The organism is Bacillus sp. Medicinal_06 (assembly GCF_056711665.1).
Map to the genome: position 1 here is coordinate 46,426 of NZ_JBWYHD010000003.1, position 20,162 is coordinate 66,587.

At 34.2% G+C, this 20,162-nt stretch carries 18 protein-coding genes and 1 pseudogene; 3 read left to right on the forward strand and 16 right to left on the reverse strand.

What is annotated here, in order from left to right; all coding sequences use genetic code 11:
• Positions 1-49: 49 nt before the first annotated feature.
• The 7 genes from AC1M36_RS07355 to AC1M36_RS07385 all read right to left on the reverse strand — a co-directional run bounded on the left by AC1M36_RS07355 (position 50) and on the right by AC1M36_RS07385 (position 5,773).
• Complete coding sequence (locus AC1M36_RS07355) at positions 50-1,516, reverse strand: aminoacyl-histidine dipeptidase (RefSeq protein WP_336454039.1); 1,467 nt, start codon at positions 1,514-1,516, stop codon at positions 50-52.
• Positions 1,517-1,767: 251 nt separating this feature from the next.
• Positions 1,768-2,703, reverse strand: coding sequence for an ATP-grasp domain-containing protein (locus AC1M36_RS07360; RefSeq protein ID WP_336454040.1), 936 nt, complete (start codon positions 2,701-2,703; stop codon positions 1,768-1,770).
• A 242-nt stretch (positions 2,704-2,945) separates the two neighbouring features.
• Positions 2,946-3,122: a stage II sporulation protein SB gene (spoIISB, locus tag AC1M36_RS07365; protein ID WP_479845694.1), complete on the reverse strand. Its 177-nt coding sequence runs from the start codon at positions 3,120-3,122 to the stop codon at positions 2,946-2,948.
• Between the two features lie 70 nt (positions 3,123-3,192).
• A complete protein-coding gene (locus AC1M36_RS07370; protein ID WP_033671175.1) occupies positions 3,193-3,321 on the reverse strand; it encodes a hypothetical protein in 129 nt (42 codons plus the stop codon).
• Between the two features lie 122 nt (positions 3,322-3,443).
• A complete protein-coding gene (locus tag AC1M36_RS07375; RefSeq protein ID WP_336454041.1) occupies positions 3,444-4,184 on the reverse strand; it encodes a type II toxin-antitoxin system SpoIISA family toxin in 741 nt (246 codons plus the stop codon).
• Positions 4,185-4,377: 193 nt separating this feature from the next.
• Positions 4,378-5,115, reverse strand: a complete 738-nt coding sequence (gpmA, locus tag AC1M36_RS07380) for a 2,3-diphosphoglycerate-dependent phosphoglycerate mutase (protein WP_336454042.1) — start codon at positions 5,113-5,115, stop codon at positions 4,378-4,380.
• Between the two features lie 175 nt (positions 5,116-5,290).
• Positions 5,291-5,773: a MarR family winged helix-turn-helix transcriptional regulator gene (locus AC1M36_RS07385; RefSeq protein ID WP_336454043.1), complete on the reverse strand. Its 483-nt coding sequence runs from the start codon at positions 5,771-5,773 to the stop codon at positions 5,291-5,293.
• Between the two features lie 1,748 nt (positions 5,774-7,521).
• Here AC1M36_RS07385 and AC1M36_RS07390 point away from each other — a divergent pair.
• Together AC1M36_RS07390 and AC1M36_RS07395 are read left to right on the forward strand one after the other, a co-directional pair.
• Positions 7,522-8,094: a DJ-1/PfpI family protein gene (locus tag AC1M36_RS07390; protein WP_431613340.1), complete on the forward strand. Its 573-nt coding sequence runs from the start codon at positions 7,522-7,524 to the stop codon at positions 8,092-8,094.
• Between the two features lie 464 nt (positions 8,095-8,558).
• Positions 8,559-9,023 (forward strand): annotated as a pseudogene (locus AC1M36_RS07395) (hypothetical protein).
• A gap of 638 nt (positions 9,024-9,661) precedes the next feature.
• Here the strand turns inward: AC1M36_RS07395 and AC1M36_RS07400 are convergent.
• The 7 genes from AC1M36_RS07400 to AC1M36_RS07430 all read right to left on the reverse strand — a co-directional run bounded on the left by AC1M36_RS07400 (position 9,662) and on the right by AC1M36_RS07430 (position 17,226).
• Positions 9,662-10,072: a VOC family protein gene (locus tag AC1M36_RS07400; RefSeq protein WP_336453906.1), complete on the reverse strand. Its 411-nt coding sequence runs from the start codon at positions 10,070-10,072 to the stop codon at positions 9,662-9,664.
• A 156-nt stretch (positions 10,073-10,228) separates the two neighbouring features.
• The gene (locus tag AC1M36_RS07405) at positions 10,229-10,996 is read right to left on the reverse strand and encodes an ABC transporter ATP-binding protein (protein ID WP_336453909.1); all 768 of its coding nucleotides are present in this window, start codon (positions 10,994-10,996) and stop codon (positions 10,229-10,231) included.
• 12 nt (positions 10,997-11,008) lie between these two features.
• Positions 11,009-13,348 (reverse strand): ABC transporter permease, encoded by a 2,340-nt coding sequence (locus AC1M36_RS07410; protein WP_479845695.1) that lies wholly within the window; start codon positions 13,346-13,348, stop codon positions 11,009-11,011.
• The gene (locus tag AC1M36_RS07415; protein WP_479845696.1) at positions 13,345-14,607 is read right to left on the reverse strand and encodes an MFS transporter; all 1,263 of its coding nucleotides are present in this window, start codon (positions 14,605-14,607) and stop codon (positions 13,345-13,347) included. The genes AC1M36_RS07410 and AC1M36_RS07415 overlap by 4 nt, the downstream gene beginning before the upstream one ends.
• Before the next feature lie 66 nt (positions 14,608-14,673).
• Positions 14,674-15,309 carry a TetR/AcrR family transcriptional regulator gene (locus AC1M36_RS07420; RefSeq protein ID WP_479845697.1) on the reverse strand — a complete coding sequence of 212 codons (636 nt, stop codon included), beginning with the start codon at positions 15,307-15,309 and terminating at the stop codon, positions 14,674-14,676.
• Positions 15,310-15,571: 262 nt separating this feature from the next.
• Positions 15,572-16,882: a DEAD/DEAH box helicase gene (locus AC1M36_RS07425; protein WP_479845698.1), complete on the reverse strand. Its 1,311-nt coding sequence runs from the start codon at positions 16,880-16,882 to the stop codon at positions 15,572-15,574.
• A gap of 74 nt (positions 16,883-16,956) precedes the next feature.
• Entirely contained in the window at positions 16,957-17,226 is a 270-nt protein-coding gene (locus AC1M36_RS07430; RefSeq protein ID WP_336453901.1) for a hypothetical protein, read from the reverse strand.
• Positions 17,227-17,408: 182 nt separating this feature from the next.
• On the opposite strand from AC1M36_RS07430, the gene AC1M36_RS07435 reads away from it, so the two are divergent.
• Entirely contained in the window at positions 17,409-17,738 is a 330-nt protein-coding gene (locus AC1M36_RS07435; protein WP_336453900.1) for a YkvA family protein, read from the forward strand.
• A gap of 46 nt (positions 17,739-17,784) precedes the next feature.
• Here AC1M36_RS07435 and AC1M36_RS07440 read toward each other — a convergent pair whose 3' ends face one another.
• The gene (locus AC1M36_RS07440) at positions 17,785-19,362 is read right to left on the reverse strand and encodes an aminotransferase class V-fold PLP-dependent enzyme (protein WP_336453899.1); all 1,578 of its coding nucleotides are present in this window, start codon (positions 19,360-19,362) and stop codon (positions 17,785-17,787) included.
• Positions 19,363-19,375: 13 nt separating this feature from the next.
• On the reverse strand, positions 19,376-19,924 hold the full coding sequence (plsY, locus tag AC1M36_RS07445) for a glycerol-3-phosphate 1-O-acyltransferase PlsY (RefSeq protein ID WP_336453898.1): 549 nt from the start codon (positions 19,922-19,924) through the stop codon (positions 19,376-19,378).
• Positions 19,925-20,162: the final 238 nt, after the last annotated feature.

Sequence of the window (20,162 nt, forward strand, 5' to 3'; positions counted from 1 at the left end):
AACAAAAAACTGCCCAAGAACCTCCTTAGGCAGTTCAGCTCATTCTTATTTATGCTAAAGATTTCGTTTCTCTCATTACATCAACAAAGAATCCCCAGTTATTGATAACTGATGAAATACTAATGTGCTCATCTGGTGTATGAACGTTGAAAATATCTGGTCCAAATGAAATCGCATCTAATTCAGGCATTTTTTGAACAAATACACTACATTCAATACCAGCATGTACCGCAAAGATTTCAACGTCTTTATTGTATTTTTCTTTATGCACGTTTTCAAATAATTCACGAATTGGTGACTTCGGATTGTACGGCCATTCTGGGTACTCTGATTCCTTCTCGAACTTTGCTCCAACCAATTCTGCAATATGCTTAATCTCATTTGTAATGTGCTGTTTTAAACTACTTACAGAACTTCTTACTTCATTTCGTAATTTAATTTCATTATGTAATGTTTCAATAACACCTAAATTTGTTGAACTTTCTACAAGTCCTTTAATATCCATACTCATGCTTTGAATACCGTTTGGAATTAGGAATAAAGAAGAAATAAGCTGACTTTGTGTTGTTCTAGCAAATACTTTTTCTACTTTTTCTTCTAATTTTGTAAGAGAAACATGTACATCAGGATCTACAGCACGTAGCTCTTCTTGGAAAATACGTGTCCATTCTTCTACTTTCTCTTCTACCTTTTCTACGTCATTTACAGATAATAAAATTGTTGCAACACTTTCACGTGGAATCGCATTTGTTTTTAATCCACCATGAATGTCACTTATGTTAAATGAAATCTCATTTGATAAATCATGAAGAACGCGCCCTAACACTTTATTCGCATTTCCTCGTTGTTTATCAATTTCCATACCGGAATGACCGCCTTTTAGTCCTCCAACATATAAACGGTATGCTTCTAATTCAGCAGGTGCTTCTTCCCAATCAACAGAAATTGTTTCAACTGCTTTCGCTCCGCCTGCACTGCTCACTAATAATTTATGATCTTCTTCAGAATCGATATTAATAAATATTTTCCCATCAAAGTGCTTTGCATCAACAGCAAAGGCTCCACCCATCGTCGTTTCTTCTTCTGTTGTAATCACAACCTCAAGAGCTGGATGCGGAATATCAGCCGAATCTAATAGTGCTAATGCATAAGCAACCGCAATACCATTATCTGCACCTAAAGTCGTTTGATTTGCATACAGCATGTCCCCAACGATTCGTAGCTCAATTGCATCCTTTTCAAAATCATGAACAGTTGCTTGGTTTTTTTCACAAACCATATCCATATGACCTTGGATAATAATTGCTGGGACATTTTCATAACCGTCAGTTGCTGGCTTTTTAATAATTACGTTTAAAGCTTCATCTTGTACAACTTCTAAATTACGATCTTTTGCAAATTTCACTAGGAAATCACTAATTTCTTTTTCATTACCAGATCCTCTTGGAATCTTTGAAATTTCTGCAAAGTGGTAAAATACCGGGTGCTTTGTTAATTGTTCTAAATTAGAATACATTGTGAAGCTCCTCTCTTAAATACATCTTTGAATTTTAAATCATTCTATTCGTTATCATTATACCACGCTTCATCATGTTACTTTTTATTAAAGATGTAGAGCTATCGCTCCTACTAATCAAGACTCTCCTATACCAATTCAACAGAATAAGGAGAATGATTATGTATTTTACAGAAAACCTCTCATTACCAATTTACGCCCGAATGGAACTTACAAAAAAGCTGCTTCATCAGCAGCTTTCTTCCTAACTATTATATTTTCTCTAATTCACTACCAAGAAACTTCGCAATCTCTAGCATACCGTATTTTCCAACAACTGCTTCCGCGTCAGCATTGTAGTTTGTGTTTGTATTAATGTCATAAGTGAAAATTTCACCATCGGCATTTCGAATAAACTCAATGCCAGCAATTGCGATATCATTTGCAGCCAAAACGGCCTCATATTTTTGAATAATTGGGTCATCAAAGCCCTCAATAATTTGAAACTTCGGTTTTTCCGGGACTTTCTCTCCAACAGGACAGAACAAATCACCAATTTGGCAAGCATCAGCTGGGCATAATTCAAAGCCTTTTGATGTATCGACTTGAACTGCATATACAAATTTCCCACCTACAAACTCACAACGTGTAATGTAAGGCTCAGGAGATTGAATGTATTCTTGAATTAATGTAATACCATCTACTGGCTCTTCAAATGCTGCACTTTCTACGTATTCTTGTAAAGAAACAACAGACTGAAACAGTTGAACGCCTAATCCTTTTCCAGCACGGTTATGCTTCGTAATAAATGGACGTCCTTCAAATTGCGCTGCCGCTTCTATAATATGATCCTTACCAACAGCTGCAATTGTCTTAGGTGTCCGGATTCCTTGTGCATTCAGTGCCATATATTGCCCGACTTTACTTACTTCAAGCTGCAATGCTCTGCTTCCATTGAATATTTTTCGATTATACCTCTCTAACCAAGCAAGGGCAGCACCCGTAAACTCTGGTGCAAAGCGGTGATTTCTTGTATGAGAAGAAGCACTCATACGGTTATAAAATATGCCCTGCGGCGGAACAGACGAAAGATCCACATTCCCTTTGTCTAAATGCCATTCTTCATAAGGAAGACCGAGTTCTTCCAATCTTCTCGTTAGATGTCTTGTCCATTCTGCGTTTTCATGAATAACGTAAATCTTTTTCAAGGGAATACCTTCTTTCTAAAATGTGATTGTATTCATTATACTATTTTTAGTAATCTGCAAAATACTAATTTTAAGACAACTTAATCTTAATACAAAAAAGCGAAAAACAATACAAAGCGCCTTTCGTTTTTTACTAGATAACAAAGTCCATCAGATCAAAGCTCCTTTATGTACTTCGTAAGTTACTAGATTTTGAGGAATTCGGAGCAGGAATGAAAAAGAAATAAAAAAAGAAAATGCTTTTATACATTTTCTTTTAATTTTTTCCCTTGCATATATTTTGATGCATCATGATTCATGAGCTTTTCTAGTCGATTAATATTTTCTGTTAATGCACCTTTCACAAGAGAGAAATCTGTATTCGATGCTGCTTTTTTTTCTTTAAAAAAAGCAAGTTTTTGTTGTTTCATTTCTTGCATTTTTTCCTCCCCCTTTATAAAAAAGATACAATCTTTCTCTCTTCATTATATCTCAAATATAAATCAGACGTTATCCTTTTCTTTTTAATTCTTCTTCTAACTCTTCTACTTGTTGCATTGTATCTCCTTTTATTAAAGAGAAATCTGTTGTATCCTCTGTTTCTTCTTTGAAAAATTCATTGCTATATTCTTTTTCCACTACAATCACCTCTACCTGCTAGTGTTGGGATGATTGTCCAAATTTATTCAATTATGTTTCATTTTCACGAACTTTGTCCATATTTATGTATGAAAGAAAGGACAGAAACTTTTGCTTCTGTCCTATTTACTAAAATAACTATGCTGAATCGTTAAATTATATACATTTTCAAAATCTCGATCTTGAAGATTGTTCTTTTGACCATCAATAACAATACAAACATCTTTTACTATTTTCGCTGGTATGATACCGACATTTTCTACTTGAACAGCTTTTTGTTCATTTAATTGCGCTATATGTTCTAAAGGTACTGTGATACTAAACTGAGAGCGAATGCCACGGAAATTTGTATTTAATTCATCAGCTGTCACAAAGACAACGATTTTTGCTCCAATTTTTTCAGCATACGTATCAAGAAATACATTTAAACTTTGTGCATACTCAGCCTCTGCTCTCCACTCCATCGTACCAAATGCTGTGGGGTTTACATTTTGAATGATTGTCGTATAAATCTCTCCCCTTGCTTTTGAAGCGATTAATGATCGTTTAATGGACTGAACAGTCTTTCCGATATCACTAAACTTCGCTCCCCATATCTCCGAAATATTTGGAGTTAAAATAAAGGCAATATCGACAAATATAACCATCGCAACGAACATTAAAATGTTTTTCCAGAGGGTTAAATCAATTCCTTTCACCATGAAATAAATTGTGACTGAAGTAATAAACACACCATACCATGTTTTTCGAATAAGCTGCTTTTTTTCTTCGTACACCTCTTCATTTTTCCAATAAAAGAAGATAAGAAATAAAAAAACTAGTACAAGAAAAAACAAACCAATTCGAATGTTAGAGACTGTCAATCACATCACCCTCCATTCAAAAACTTCTCACGATATCATTACATGCTCAACTTTCTCTCATTATGACAAAAGACATGGACAACCTTCTAAAGTAAGCAGCGCCGCATATACTAAAAAGAAATCCACGTCTTTTATAATGAATCTACATTGTATATGCAGACAAGCCTGCATTTCAAATTCCCAAAAATATTTTTTACAAAGATATATGTTTTGGAATTACACCTTCAGGTACTTCTCCATCCATGCTTAAATAATAATGACGAATAGGTTGTAAATTTTCATCTAATTCATACACAAGAGGGATACTCGTTGGAATATTTAATGATACTACCCCATCGTTCGATAAATTATCTAAATATTTTACAAGCGAACGAATTGTATTCCCATGCGATGAAATGATTACTTTTTGACTGGATTTTAATGTTGGTGCGATTTCCTTATGCCAAAAATCCAACACTCTTTTTTCTGTGTCTTCTAGACATTCTGTAAGGGGAAATTCTTCTTTTTTAAGCAGCTTATACATTGGGTCAGCAATTTCATACCTTGGATCATCTTCAGTAAGAGCTGGCGGTCTCACATCCGTACTTCGTCTCCATATATGAACTTGTTCATCTCCATATTTCTTTGCTGTCTCATCTTTATTTAATCCTTGCAACGCACCGTAATGTCTCTCATTTAACTTCCATGATTTATGTACGGGAACCCAAGCCAGATCCATTTCATGCAGAATAATCCAAAGTGTTCGAATTGCCCGTTTTAAAACAGAACTATACGCAACATCAAATATATATCCATTGTTTTTTAATATTGCACCTGCTTCTCGTGCTTCGTTTAATCCATTTTCTGATAAATCTACATCTGTCCATCCCGTAAATCTGTTTTCAAGATTCCATAAACTTTGTCCGTGACGAATAAGTACAAGTTTTATCATCATAATTCCCCTTTCGGAAATAACAATTTAAATTTTACAATACGTACACGTCATAAAGTATCTAGTAATGTTTATTTTTTATCCATGTATTCTATGATTCCCTCATAGTTGCCAAAATACATAGATAAAACCAATTCTTTTTCAAACTTTAAAAACAGAGGAATGAATCATTTCCTTATTTTTGATCAACGAGTTGTTCACGTTTGGAGAGCCATGCATCAAAGCCGAAACGACTATTTGCTAGTTCTGTCATCACTTGATGCCAATGTTCTTCACACGTTTCACCAAATTTTGAAAAAATACTTCCCATTTGTTTTCTTTGCACGTCGCTTAGTTTTCTCTCTAGCTCTGCTCCTTCTTTCGTGAGGACAAGTTGTTTCACACGACGATCATGTTCTGCTTCATTACTTTCGATAAGCCCCTTTTCAAGAAGCTGACGAAGTGGTCCGTGAAGAGCTTGTTTACTTATTTCTAACAGAGATAACAATTCATTTATACTGAGCCCTGGAAAGCGAGCAATAAAAAATAAAATTCGGTGATGTACGCGCTGTATACCATATTCTTTTATAATTTCATCTGGTTTTTCTGTAAATGTTTTATATGCAAAATAAAACAATGCAAGCGCCTGATTCATTTGTTCTTCTTTATGTTGTGTCATCTACTTTCCCCCTATATGTAAATTATACCACAATTTATCTTGGGAATATTAGATCGTCTATTCAACTTAAAAAGGAGAATCATTTAATGAAACAACTTAGGGATTGAACCCATCTTTGATGTATCAACAACGCACCTTCTTTCATGCTGCCGTAATTTCAATATACTTTTGTTTAACTTTCTTCTTTTCGCAAATTGAACTACCTTTCACATCACTTACCTTCAATTTTAGAATGCTCTATGCCAAATTCTCGATATTCCATGTGCTTAAACTTTTCTTTTTTACTTGATTGCTTTGCTTTTTCCATTCACCTAATTAACCTTTTCATACTTTCATTCCACACATGTCCTTTTATTAAAATAAAAAGAGCACTATCCATAGTTCATACCACTCTAATGATTTGGCGTCTTCTAATTTTCTACCCGGACTATATTCGTTGCGATAGGTAAGACTTTGAAGTTATCTCCATCTTTTCCCCCGCTTAGCACTGTACGTGCGACTTTCATCGCATACAGCGCCCCATCTTATCCTTTTATACTAAAGCAACTAGATTACAAACAATGTTGTACTCACCAACGTATTCATTCCCTTTTCTTACGAAAAGTCACATTATCTTACTCGACCCTGTGAGTTACATCCAGTTGATTTAGTTTTCAAAGAACAAGACTAGGGACTATCCCTCCACATTCGTTACATGCTTCGTCGGTACTGTATCCCCACCTTCACAAGAATGAAGCAATTTCGGTTCGTTAGAACCTTATATGCATCTGTCCGCTAGTAGGCGTTGGTGACAGTTTCTTGCTTACCACGTTCCGATTTGACTTAGCTGTACATATATCCTTAGGCGCTTACTGTAAGCCTGTTATCTTTACACCCTCATCGTTAGATGTTCCGAATTTCATATCCTTTAATCTTACTTTTCGGTAGATAACATCGTCATTGACGACATACACATTTCTTGTGTATTAATAATTTAGACCCGTACATTCGCAAGTTCGCCAGTCCGTTATTTAGGACATTCTCACCATAGATATTTTGTAGCATCCCGACCTATCCATTACCATATGATTTCTCACTTAGGTTTTGTTCAGTCGACTTCACCTAGCTTCATACAATTTGTAACTACTATCACGCCTTGCATGTAGGAGTATTAGATAAATAGTTTCAGCTCAACCTGACGGCTTTCATTCCTACTTTCAGTCAATCAGTTGTTGTTATCAAGTTTGATAACCCTCCCATTTCTTGTTTATACACTTATAGGGAAACGTGTCGCACAAAGGATTATTTTGTTCAAATTTCCGATAAATGTTAATATTCTTCATAAAGGAGGTCTATTGATGAAGAATATATAGACAAAGATTTTTATAGGTGTTCTCATAGGAATTCTCATAGGAACCGCTCTTTTAATAACTTGGTACTTTGTTAATATTTCTCTTTTTTGGAATCAACCTTAAATTAAACGCGTTTTAAAATATAACTATTAAAAATATATCCTTATGTTTGTTTAAGGAATATTCCGTCAATAATGTAGATACAATAATCTTTCTCCAACCCCCTTGGAGTCGTTAAGCAGTTAGCTTTTGCTAGCTGCTCTTTTGTTTAAAATGAAATTTTTGTGGTGTTTCTCTACAATCCAATACACTTTTTCCTATCTACTATAGTTAGTAAAAAACTTAAACCTCACTAAATATACTTGAAAGTGTTATAATTTGAATGTTTTCAACATTTCGATTACGGAGGGTTAGAGAATGAAAATTGCAATAGTCTGTTTCGATAACTTCACTGATATAGATGTTTTTTTACCATGGGATTTATTAAATCGTGTACGTCTAGTTGGTGGTATTTCTGATTGGGAGGTCCAACTATTAGGAACAGAAAAAACTCATGTATCCATGTCTGGTTTACGTATACCCATGACAGGAAGCATACCCGATATCCCTTCTGCTGACGCTGTAATATTTGCAAGTGGTAAGGGTGTACAAGATTTATATAAAAATCAAAAATATCTTAATAACATCCATGTAGATCCTCAAAGACAATTAATAGGCTCTATGTGTTCTGGTTCACTACTACTAGGAGCTAAAAAATTGTTAACTGGCAAAAAAGCAACTACATATCCATCCGTAGTAGAACAACTTGAAGAATTTGATGTAGACGTTATTGAACAAAGTTTCGTAAACGAAGGCAATATTTCGACTGCTGCAGGTTGCTTTGCTGCACAAGACCTCTCAGCTTGGATTATAAGAACCCTAATTAATGAAGAAATGGTTGATACTGTGCTAGAAACTGTTCAGCCAGTGGGCAAAGGTTTATATTTTTAATTTCAAATCAAGTCAGATATTTATTTCTGACTTGATTTTTTTATAAAATAGCGTTTTTGTATTAATTTCTTGCATATATAGAAAACACTTCTTCTAAATCAATTTCTTGCACACTTTCCACAAACATTCGTAGAGTGTATGGAGAGAGAAATGATTCTAAAGGCACCGAATCTCCTCTTGAAGGAGCGTGAGCTGTTGCACGCTCTTTCTTACATAAACACTTTCTTATTCAAATAACTATTTTATTACGTTTCCTAACTTACAGTAATGTCCTTGAAAAAACATTCATATATATTTATTGGATGTACTTTGAAATCCCTAGAGTATCAAATACTTTTAAGAGTTGACTGACCAATACTATTCGGCTAATCTTTACAAACTTATTAAAAATAACATAGATACACAAAAAAGCTACGTTTTATATGGGATAAAAAATCAACTTACACAAAGGAGTTTGATTATTTGTGAATTACCAAAATGATAACAATTCTAAAATTCACAAACCTTGCTCTTGTCCATCCCCCACGGCTAATAGTTTAAATGTTGTTTAAACTATCCCAACAATAGTTTCTGTAAATTCTGCGATTCCACTAGATACCGTGGTAAATTCTAATGGTACGGCAATCTCATTCACACCACCAACAACTGTTTTACTTGAAGGTGGAAGAACCTATTTGGCAATCTATGAAGTGCAAGTTATTATTCAATCAGGAGGTAATTCTGCAGGTATCACTATGTATCTTAATAATAATGCAATCATTGGCTCAGGTACTTCTCTAGGATATACTGCAGGATTCACTTCTGTATCAGCACCCGCAATTTTTACTACACCTCCAGGTATAACAAGTACTCTTACTGTTAATGTAGGACCATATTCTAATCCATTAAATACATTAGGCTTAACTCTTGCTGTTGTAGCATTAACATAATAAAATCTAATACTCTCTAAAATAATTTTCTTTGTTCTTTAACTGAAGTTTTGGAGCTAGCCATTAGGAAATCAATATAACTACATATAGAAAAAGAACATTATTTGGATCGATAGTACTGGGTGACTCGGCTGGCACAATTGCTGAGTCACCTATTTTCCTATAATAAAATAACGCTTTTGTTCAGTTTTTTGTTATTCATGGATCCCTAAGCTTTTTCGCTATCAATAATCTCCCACTTAACCACATCGGACTCTAATTCTGTAAAAATGGATTCTAAATCATCACTTTCAGCATCAAATTTTGCCATTTCCTCAATTGTCATGCCTTCCTCATAATGTTTTGGATCCGGAACGTATTCAATTACCATTGTTCGTATTAAACGGATTTTCTTAGCTATATTGTTCTCCTTTTCAAATAAAATTCAAATTTTATACTACTTCATATCCATTCGATTCTTACAATCTTCTTCACTAAATCTTTTTGTGCAACACTTATCAATCAAAAATGTAACGGGTCAAGAGATTAACCAAAATGACAAGTAGAACGTACAAATCGATTGATAAGCAACATCCTAAAAAAATAAAAAACGTATCTCTCATTATACTGAGGATACGTTTTTATTTACAAAAGAAGACCTACTCTGCAGAAAGAGATAACTGCCAAGAAACACCATATTTATCATTAACCCAACCGAATTTTTTGCTGAATGGATGAGCTGCTAGCGGCATTAGAACTTCTCCTTCTTCTGCTAACTTATGAAAAACTTCATCAATCTCCTCTTCTGTATCACAATTTACATATAGCGACATTGAAGGAGTAAATGTAAAGTCATGCTTCATATTACTATCGATACACATAAACTGTTGCCCATTTAATGTGAATGCAGCATGCCTGACAGTTCCTTCTTTGCCTGGTCCATTTACATCATAACGAGAAATAGCTATAATTTCTGACTGCTCAAATAAGGAAGTATATAAATTCATTGCTTCCTCGGCATTACCGTCAAACATTAAAAAAGTAGTAATTTTTTGTTTAGAATTCTTCAATTAGAAGTATCCTCCTTTTATATAGATACATATGAAATTGCTCGTTAGCGAAACGAACGTACATTCCCTTTCTTGTATTCTCTTTGAAAAGTATAGAATTGTCAACTAATTTAATTCCTTCTTTTTGTTCAAATACATACCTTCCCATTTTTATTGTTAAAACCCCATGTATCCAAGCCAGGTTAGCAACTTTTCTTCACGTATTTTGATGTCAGTTTTTTCTTTTTTATACTTGCCAAGATACTTTTCAGCAGCGATACTCCCATCCATCATAAAAAGTACTCGTTCCGTCTTAGCAGCCACCTTTGCATCATGGGTTACTAACATAATCGTAGTTCCAGAACGGTTGATGTCAGCTAAAATATCCATTATTTCATGAGTCGCCTTTGAATTTAAAGCACCCGTTGGCTCATCACCAAAAACAATATCTGGATTGTTGATTAGTGCACGGCAAATAGATACCCTTTGTAGCTGTCCCCCTGATACCTGTGTGATATCATGATTTGATAACTCTGATATTCCTGTCTTTCTCATCAATTCACTCGCCCGTTTATTTATCTTTTTTCGACTTTCATTTTTTGCTAGATAGGCAGATAAAATAACATTATCAAAAATATTTAGATTTTTAAGCAGGTTACTTTGCTGAAAAATAAAGCCCATTTTATGAAGACGCAGTTTTGATAATTCTTCTTCAGATAAACTAGAGATTTCTCTATTCTTAAATACCACACTTCCTGAAGTCATTTTATCCATACCGCTAATCGTATAAAGCAATGTTGATTTTCCAGAGCCAGATGGCCCCATAACAGATATAAATTCCCCCTCTTTGATTTCTAGATTAATATCTTTAAGCACATGTTGTTTATCTGTTTTTCCCAATGAATACACTTTATTTAAATGACTCACTTGTAAAATGCTTTTCATTCCATTCACCTCTCAGTCTCCCATTCTTTTTAAATCGCCTGTATTTTTCATTGTCATACTACTTATAAATGTTGTCATCGTTACAGCTATCACAAGCGATAATGGACAGAAAATATAAGAAATGACAGGATTAATAACAAACTGGATATTTGAGGCACCCATGAACGAACCAAATCCACTAACAAGTTTTTCTCCAAACGTACCCGCTATAAATGTTCCTAATACAATGCCAATTAGTGAAATCAAAATCGCTCTAGTAATATATTGCACCTGAATATTTCGGTAAGAAAATCCAAGACTCTTCATAATAATGATTTGTGAAGAATCTTTTGCAATCAGCATCTTAAAAAACATGGCTGCAATCAAGACGACGATAGCTATGGCTATTACAATCGCTAATCCTGTAACTAGTTTCAACTGATCGATGGTTCCTCCCAATGTCTGTGACAAATACTCTTCCATATCCGTCACTTTCGCAGGATAAAAGGCCTGTTTGTATTCTTCCATCTTATCTTTTTTATCAACGTTAGATTTCATATCCAAATTCAAAACATGCCATAAAATACGATCAGAATCGTACGGTACATGTGCCTTAGCTGTTTTACCACCATTCGTTACATCCTGATATATACCGCATACAGTTAATTCCATCTTCTTTCCATTTACAATGAGTATCAATACATCTCCAACATTCTTTTTTAGTTCATACGCATTCATCTGAGAAAGTGCGATTTCATTTTCATCTTGCGGTGCTGAACCTTTTAAATACTTCAAAGGAAATACCGTAAAATTGCCAGTTTCAACATTCATATTTTCGTAAACTCCAGCATGATTCATTACTTTAAACGAGCTGGTTACAAATGCAACATATTTTTCTACATCATTATCTCTTTCAATGTAGGAGATCACTTCGCTAAACCTTTGTCCCATTTGCTCAGATTGTTGTAAATCTATCCTCATATCACTCTTTCCTACTCCCATATATGTGATAAATTTAGGAGATTGGACTGTCTGCAGAAAATTTATCGGAACAATAATGATAAAAGTGGAAATTATAAAAACCAAACATAATAAGCCATATATCTTAAACCTTTCAAATACGTCTTTCATACCAAGATATAAATTCACATAAGGGAATCGACTTTTGTATAGTGCAAACGTTCTTCTGTTGCGTACACGATTTGATGAATACCCTGCGTGTATAGCCTCTATGGAGGTCACATATCTAAACTTCCGTAAAATTAGCTTACAGAATATAACAACAGTTATAAACATCAATATCGTACTCATGAACGGTAAAACAAAATATAAAATATTTTGTTCAGTAGAACCCATATATAACGCGATATTAGTTAGAAATATCTCACTAGCAAATAATGAAAGGATATATCCAAAAATACTAGCAATTGCTGTCATGACAATATATTTTATCAAGTATAGCTTTTGAATATCCTTATTAGAAATACCAATTGCTTTCATGACACCAATTTCACGGTAATCTTCTTCCATTGTGGTAATCAAAGTAAATCTAATGCAAAGGATGGCTATAGTAATCAGCAAAAAGCTTATAAAAATAATAACAACAGCTAAGATGCCGTCACTCAAAGCGTTTAATGTCTTATAGAGGGAATAAGTGATTGCGGTTCCTTGTTGGGGTAATTGAGATGATTGATACATATTTTGAAATTCATTAACTCTATCTAAATCCTTTAATTGAAACTCTATAAGATACTCCCTTTCTCCGAGGTTACTCTTTAATTTCTTCCAATCAGCATCATGAATGACAAATCGTTTTGAGCTAACAATAGAAGGATTCATCTGAACATCTCGGACAAATGCAGCTATCTTAAATTCCATTTCAAAATCACCGTCTGCTATCCAAATCTTATCTCCAATCTTTAAATTATTGTGTTGCATATAGTAGATTGGCACACCTACTTCACCTTGCTCAACTTCAATCACTCGATTTTCTAAGTTTAGTAAATAATCAAAAGAAGGATTTTGCTTTACAAAACTAATATCCATCACACTATCATTTTCAGCATATTGTCTATCATGAAGAAAAATATTAGAACCATTAATACGAATCATTTCAACCGTTTGCTGCTTTTTAACAAGGTTATTGTTCAAAACAAAATGATCAATAGATCTTTGATCCAATTCTCCAGTATGCATTTGTACAAAGTGAGGTGCATGAGAGTTTGTAAAGAGCTTATCCATTGAACTAAATAAATTTATGATAATCGTAGCAGCACTGGAAATTAATAGAGCTGATAACATCATAAAAGCAAATAAGGTTATAGTTATAACTTTATTTCGTAAAAAATCTCTTTTGAGCATTCTTCCAATCATATCACACTACTCTCTCCTTCATTTTTTAATATTCTCTTTGCTACGATTGCTATTACTATCATTATGAGACTTACAAATAATATAGGTACGTAAACTTTTATACTAAAGGTTTCAAACATGAATCCATATATAACCTGCCCTATAGGTGCCATACATTGCGCAACTGCTGTAATAATTGCCAGGACTTTCCCTAAATTTTCGTTTGACGTTTTCTTTTGCACAACTGTAATGACAAAGATAGAAATAATCGTCATTGCCATTACTATCAGGATCGCAAACAAAATAAAAAGAATAAAAGACGAATAGTTTCCAAGTCTTAGCATAATAGGCATAACGGAGACAGCCATCGGTACAATGAGTAAAGCAATCATAAGTAGCCACTGATATATTGTGTTCATTTTCATCTTTTTCGCAAAGAAGCCAATAGACAAAGCTCCTAAAATTGTAGCAAAATCTATCAGTCCCATCCCAATGCCATACAGTGTATCACTACTCTGCATCGTTACCCGTAAAATAATGGGGCCTCCAACAACAAAAAGTGGTGTAAGAATTAAGTTAAGCACTGCTGCAAGGATCATAGATTTCAAAATATAAGGTGCTCTGACAACATAAGTAAACCCGTCTTTCATATCTTTTATAATTGTCGGTACAATATGACCATACTGCTTCCTTTTTACAAATGGAATTTGGATAAACATCTCTAATATAGCTGACAAGAAAAAGGCAATACAGCTTATTATGACAAGGATTTTTAAACCTATAACACTATACAATACCCCGCCCAAAACAGGAGCTGCTACACTCGACAATGCTTGCACCCCATTCACAATACCATTGGCTTGTTCCAATTTCTTTTCCGCAACGAGCAGCGGAATGCTCGCCATAACAACAGGAGAATACATCGAACTAATAAACGCTAGCAAAATCATAACAACACCAATAAGTATTACAGAAACGTTTCCAATCGATAACGCACAAATAAAACACAATATAACGACACTACTTATCAAATCATAGATTACCATCAAATTACGCCTGTTAAATCTATCAGCAATAGCCCCGCCAAGAGGTGACAACAAAAGAGGTATGCTCGATATGGCATATAAGGTAGCAAAAACATCTGCACGTCCCGTTATATCCAGCACATAGAGCGATAAAGCAAAACGTAAAAGAGTAGCGCCTAATATTGATACAATTTGCCCGATTACCATAAGGGTAAAATCTTTAGGGAAAGATTTTACCCTCGCATTGTTTTTCATCGTATACACACCTTTCAGCAGAATATTAGACCGACAGTCGGTCTAATAAATTTCAAAAAAATTATGCTAAGACTGTCTGTTCAGAATGTCTAGCATATAATTAAAAGTTCCTTTTCGAGCACCAAGAGTCGTTTCCATCATATTGATAAAAGCCTTTGCTCTTTGCATTACTTCATGAGGCTGCCATTGAAACAATCCTTCATCAAATATAACTTGTGCAGAAGTAATTAAAAATTCTATTGTTTCCCTTGGGTACGCAGTCACAAAAATCTTCTCATCAATCCCTTGCTCAATTACCTCTGTTAAAACAGGTGTTAAATGCAAAATAGCTTGCACTAAACTTTTTTGATGCATTTCTGCATTATTTGGCTTGTGGAATTGCTCAATCATTTTTTCTTTATTCCCACTAGCTTTTGGTGCTTGCACCATTAAAATTTGAAACAATTTATCAACTACTGGAATCTTGGGATTTGAAGCAATCTTTTTTGCTGCCGCTACATCCGCAGTTACAATCCTCATGATAATAGCGTCCATCACTTCCTCCTTTGACTTGAAGTAATGATAAAATGTTCCTTTTGCAATACCGATTTCTCGTAAAATATCATTTACAGTTGTTTTCATATACCCTTTAGAAGTAAACAAAATCTCGGCTGTATCTAATATTTCATTTCTTCGTTCCTCATATTCTTTGACGGTCCTCATAAAGAACTCCTTTCCCCTAGACCGGCTGTCGGTCTAATATAAATATATGTGTATCCTGTAAAAAAGTTTCATGCAAGTTTAATTTAATCCTGTTCCTTTCGCAAGCTATTACCTATTCTATACAACACCCCAATTAAATTATCCTTTCACTTTATTAATCGAAAAAAGACTTTTTGCATCTATACACCTTCTAAACACAAAATAAAAAAGTCGTTTCCTTCTTTAAAAGAAAACGACTTTTATACTTAACACTTACTCTATATTAACGACCTCGTCTTTGTTGCCCTTGCTTTGTACTATTTTTCTTTTTACTTGGTTTATGCAATGATTGTTGCTTTGTATTCTTCGATCTCCCTTGGTTATCTTTTGATCGATATTGGCCTGTTTTCGTTGTTTTTTTCATTGGCTTCTTTTGTTTTTTTTCATTCGCTTCATTTTTTTGTTTAACAGGTTGTTCGATCACTTGTCTTTGTAGTGTTGTACCAATGCCCTTTTCAATCTCTTTTAAATACATTTCATCTTTCGGTGCAACAAATGTAATCGCAAGACCTGATCCACCAGCACGTCCAGTTCGTCCAATTCGATGAATATAACTCTCTACATCTTCTGGAATGTCATAGTTAAATACATGCGTTACACCTTCTACATCCAATCCACGAGCTGCTACATCTGTTGCGATTAAATATTGAATTTTTGCATCACGGAAGCTCTTCATCACTCGTTCGCGTTTTCCTTGAGATAAATCACCATGTAGTTCATCACAATTATAGCCGTACCCTTTCAAATCATCATATAACTTACTTGCTCTCCGCTTTGTACGGCAAAAAATAACTGCTAAAAACGGTTGATCACGATCCATTACATAGCGCAGTGCATCTTGCTTTGCACGGTCTGTCGTTTCAATCACACGTTGCTTAATGTTATTCACCGTTACTTCTTCACTTTGAATTCGAATCATTTCAGGTTCTTTCATATAACGCTTTGCGAGCTTTTTAATATCTTTTGGCATCGTCGCTGAAAACAACATCGTTTGTTTACTCTCCGGTGTTTCTTCTAAGATGTCCTCTATATCGTATAAAAAGCCGAAATGAAGCATTTGATCTGCTTCATCTAACACAAGCATAGAAACATTGGATAATACAATCGTCTCACGGCGTAAATGGTCTAATAAACGTCCTGGTGTTGCTACAACAATATGTGTATTTCCTTTTAACTTTCTCATTTGCTGTGCAACATCTTGACCACCATATATCGCAAGAACATTGATATCTTCTTTATGAACAAGCATCTTTTCAATTTCAGTTGTAATTTGCAGTGCTAATTCTCTAGTCGGCGCAACAATTAAAGCTTGTACCTCACTTGATTCAGGATCAATTTTTTCTAAAATTGGCAAGACGAATGCAAGTGTCTTACCTGTACCAGTTTTTGCTTGTCCAATTATATCTTTTCCAGCCATAACAACAGGAATTGCTTGCTCTTGAATTGGCGTTGCTTCAGCAATCCCATTTTCACGTAGTGTATGATTAAACGTTTCACTAATTCCTAATTCTAAAAAGTTTTTCAAACAGATCACTTCTTTTCCTTATTTTTCACATTAAGCTCTCATTGTACCATTTGTTTCACTAAATATGAAAAATAAGATAATTCTTATCTCCTTTTTTCGTACTCGCTATGAATCAACTGGATTAGTTCTTCCTGTTTCTCTTTTGATGTTGTTAGCAATTTCATATTAGCAGGCGCCAAAATAAGCTTCTTGATTTTTCGATTATTCCAAATGAGCCCTGTATACCTAGTATCTTCATATACATCTCGAAACCATTCTTGTTCACTTAGCCTCGCAATATAATGTTTTAACTTCGCGTCAGTCCTCGGATAAAACAAGATAATATCTGCTATTACATCAAACAAAAGCCACATGTTTTCTCCTCCTATCTTTTTTTTATTCTTATGAAAATGAACATTAAGAAAAAACGATAAAAAGGGTTATTTTGTCGATTATTTGTCTATCCTTTTAAAAAATCTATATTTTCACGTGTTTTTACATAATGTTAACTATACATTTACAATATGAACGAAAAAATCAAATAAGGAGTGATTGTATGGAGAAGCAGAAACTATGGAAAAAACTAAAAAAAGGTGCAACCAAGTTAGGTAAGTCCGGTGTGTATGAGAGCATTATTTTATATTACACCTTAAAAAAGACCGGATTGCCTGCTAAAGCCAAGATAATTATATTAGCTGCGCTGTCCTATTATGTATGGTCAATCGATTTCATCCCAGATTTAGCAGCTATTATTGGAATCGGCTTGTTAGATGACGTTATTGCAATTGCTTGGGCACATAAATATATCATGGTACATACAAATGCAGAAATTCGAAAAAAGGGAAAAGTGAAAATGGAATCCTTATTTGGGACGGCACATGCATAGTGCAAAAAATAAGAAAGACGGTTTTCATAACCGTCTTCTCTGTTAACTATACATGAAGTTGTTCTACATACATTCGTAAGCAATCAAGCATCCTTTTCATTTCACGTTCTTTATACTGATTTAAGCAAGCAATTTGAATCCAGTTATTTTGTTGTAAATAGGATGATTTATAATGAATAATAAATCCTTGTAAGGCTAATGAATCGCCTATTTCCTTAGAAGAAAGTTCTTTATCTAATGCAATTGTAAGAATGATAGATGACGCATGCTCTTTTGGAGATACAAGTTGTAATCCCATATTGGTAACAGCTTCTTCAAGAAAAGCATATGTTTGATATATCTTCTTATACTCGGCTTCATCTTCAAATTTCTTTAGCGCTTCTTGTAATGCATATATTAAATTCCAAGATTGTGAATACGGTACACTCCCGTTTTCCGCGTACATCCCGATGTCCATGTAGGTAGGTAACGTTTCATTTGCATTCACAATATGATTGTAAAATACAAAAGATAATCCCGTGTATGCTCCAATCGCTTTTCCGCTAACTCCGCTGGCAAAATACACATCTTCTAGAGAGAATTGGATTGCTCCAATAGAACTAATACAATCTACACATAATTTAATGCCGTACCTTTTACTAATTCCAATTAACGCTTCTAAATCATTTAACATGCCGGTGGACGTTTCATGATGAACAAACCATATCCATTCATACTCTTGATGTTTCACTAACTCCTCTATTTCATTGTATATAAATGGTTTTCCCATTTCTCGTTCATATGTATCAAATGATAAGTTTACTCGATTTGCCTGCTTGATTAAACGATTCCCGAACTCACCATTTGTTAAAATTAATCCATGCCCCTTTAATAACTTCAGCTGTAAAACAATGGAATCATTTGCTAATGTACCTGTCCCAAGCATGATTTGCACATGCTTGGCTTTTGTCATTTGCAATAGTCGTTTTTTCACATTTTCCATCGCAGCTTTAAATTGATTGGAACGATGCGAAATTGGATTAGAAGCAAATGCTTGCTGGACATTTTCACTAATATCGACAGGTCCTGGTAAAAATGTATATTCTTTTTTTACTACATTTATAATACTAGATTGTTCAAACATTTTTGGGGTGATATACATCGGCTGGAATGCTGCTTGCTCTGTCCCAACTAATGTATAAAAAGGACGAAAACCTATTTGTTCATAAAGTGCAAGTTCACGTGTTGTTGCTGAAATGAGCGCTAGATCATACCCATTTAGAAGCAAATAGCGATGTAAAAATCGAATCAATCCGAGTAAAGCTCTTCCGCTTCGATATTCTTGCTCTACAGCTAATAAACGGATTTCATATACACGATCACCACGTTCTGGTAACCACTTATCTAAATGAAGTATTTTATTATCTAAGGAGAATGGCCGTGTCCCCCTTACCGCAACCATTCCTACTAATCTTCGACCATCTAAACATATTAAATACGTATTTTCTTCATGAAACAAATCTATACGTTTGCGCTCTTCTGTTTGTTCATGCTGCGGAATTTCTTCTACAAATGTTTTATAATTTAATTTATGAATACTTTCAAACTCCCAAGTTTGATTAGCAATTTTATACATTAACCCCATGTTTTACTCTCCTTTATTTTCTATGTGCGTACAAAATCAATAGAATCATGCAAACACTTAATACAATTGCTACCATAGAATAGGAGTATGCAATCATACAAAGTGGTAAGCAAGCGATTGTAATTAAACCAGCCTTTGTGAAACTCTTAAAAATGAAATAAAACAAAATAAATACAAACATCAGAGTAAGCACTATTAAATAGTTGAACACAAGCAGTCCGCCAATAAATGTCGAAATTCCCTTTCCACCTTTATATTTAAAGGAAATTGGATATATATGACCTACAATAACTGCTAGTAACGAGAGTAATGGAAATATAGACTCCCCAAATAAGATTCTCGCTATATAAACAACAATTGCCCCTTTTAGCGCATCTCCCAAAAATGTAGCAATAAAATATTCTTTTCCATATAAACGCCCCATATTCCGTGCACCAGGGTTCCCACTACCAGCTTCTCGAATATCTATCCTATATTTCCATTTTATAATCATATATGCTGTTAATACATTTCCAACCATATAAGCACCTATTACATACAGAAACTGGTTGATATGAATCATATAATCATTCGCTTTCTATTTACTATTTTCAATACAATCTTCAAGCATAAGTGGCATAGAAGTAAGCGATACAATAAAATATGAAACTTGCTACCGTTGTAATCCCTATCAATTTCCATGCAATAAGACGTACAGATTTAATATATTGTAAAATATATCCTATTGACCAAGCTATAAACAAACTTACAAGTATTATAACTTGCGGTTTATGCAATGGAACCTTATCGGTTCCTATACT

Bases quoted from the DNA above. Each gene is read 5' to 3' on its own strand.
- AC1M36_RS07355 (WP_336454039.1), bottom strand. From the start codon at position 1,516: ATGTATTCTAATTTAGAACAATTAACAAAGCACCCGGTATTTTACCAC.
- AC1M36_RS07390 (WP_431613340.1), top strand. From the start codon at position 7,522: ATGAAAATTGCAATAGTCTGTTTCGATAACTTCACTGATATAGATGTT.
- AC1M36_RS07405 (WP_336453909.1), bottom strand. From the start codon at position 10,996: ATGAAAAGCATTTTACAAGTGAGTCATTTAAATAAAGTGTATTCATTG.
- plsY (WP_336453898.1), bottom strand. From the start codon at position 19,924: ATGATTCATATCAACCAGTTTCTGTATGTAATAGGTGCTTATATGGTT.
- AC1M36_RS07435 (WP_336453900.1), top strand. From the start codon at position 17,409: ATGGAGAAGCAGAAACTATGGAAAAAACTAAAAAAAGGTGCAACCAAG.
- spoIISB (WP_479845694.1), bottom strand. From the start codon at position 3,122: ATGCAAGAAATGAAACAACAAAAACTTGCTTTTTTTAAAGAAAAAAAA.
- AC1M36_RS07420 (WP_479845697.1), bottom strand. From the start codon at position 15,309: ATGAGGACCGTCAAAGAATATGAGGAACGAAGAAATGAAATATTAGAT.
- AC1M36_RS07415 (WP_479845696.1), bottom strand. From the start codon at position 14,607: ATGAAAAACAATGCGAGGGTAAAATCTTTCCCTAAAGATTTTACCCTT.
- gpmA (WP_336454042.1), bottom strand. From the start codon at position 5,115: ATGATAAAACTTGTACTTATTCGTCACGGACAAAGTTTATGGAATCTT.
- AC1M36_RS07440 (WP_336453899.1), bottom strand. From the start codon at position 19,362: ATGGGGTTAATGTATAAAATTGCTAATCAAACTTGGGAGTTTGAAAGT.
- AC1M36_RS07410 (WP_479845695.1), bottom strand. From the start codon at position 13,348: ATGATTGGAAGAATGCTCAAAAGAGATTTTTTACGAAATAAAGTTATA.
- AC1M36_RS07385 (WP_336454043.1), bottom strand. From the start codon at position 5,773: ATGACACAACATAAAGAAGAACAAATGAATCAGGCGCTTGCATTGTTT.
- AC1M36_RS07430 (WP_336453901.1), bottom strand. From the start codon at position 17,226: ATGTGGCTTTTGTTTGATGTAATAGCAGATATTATCTTGTTTTATCCG.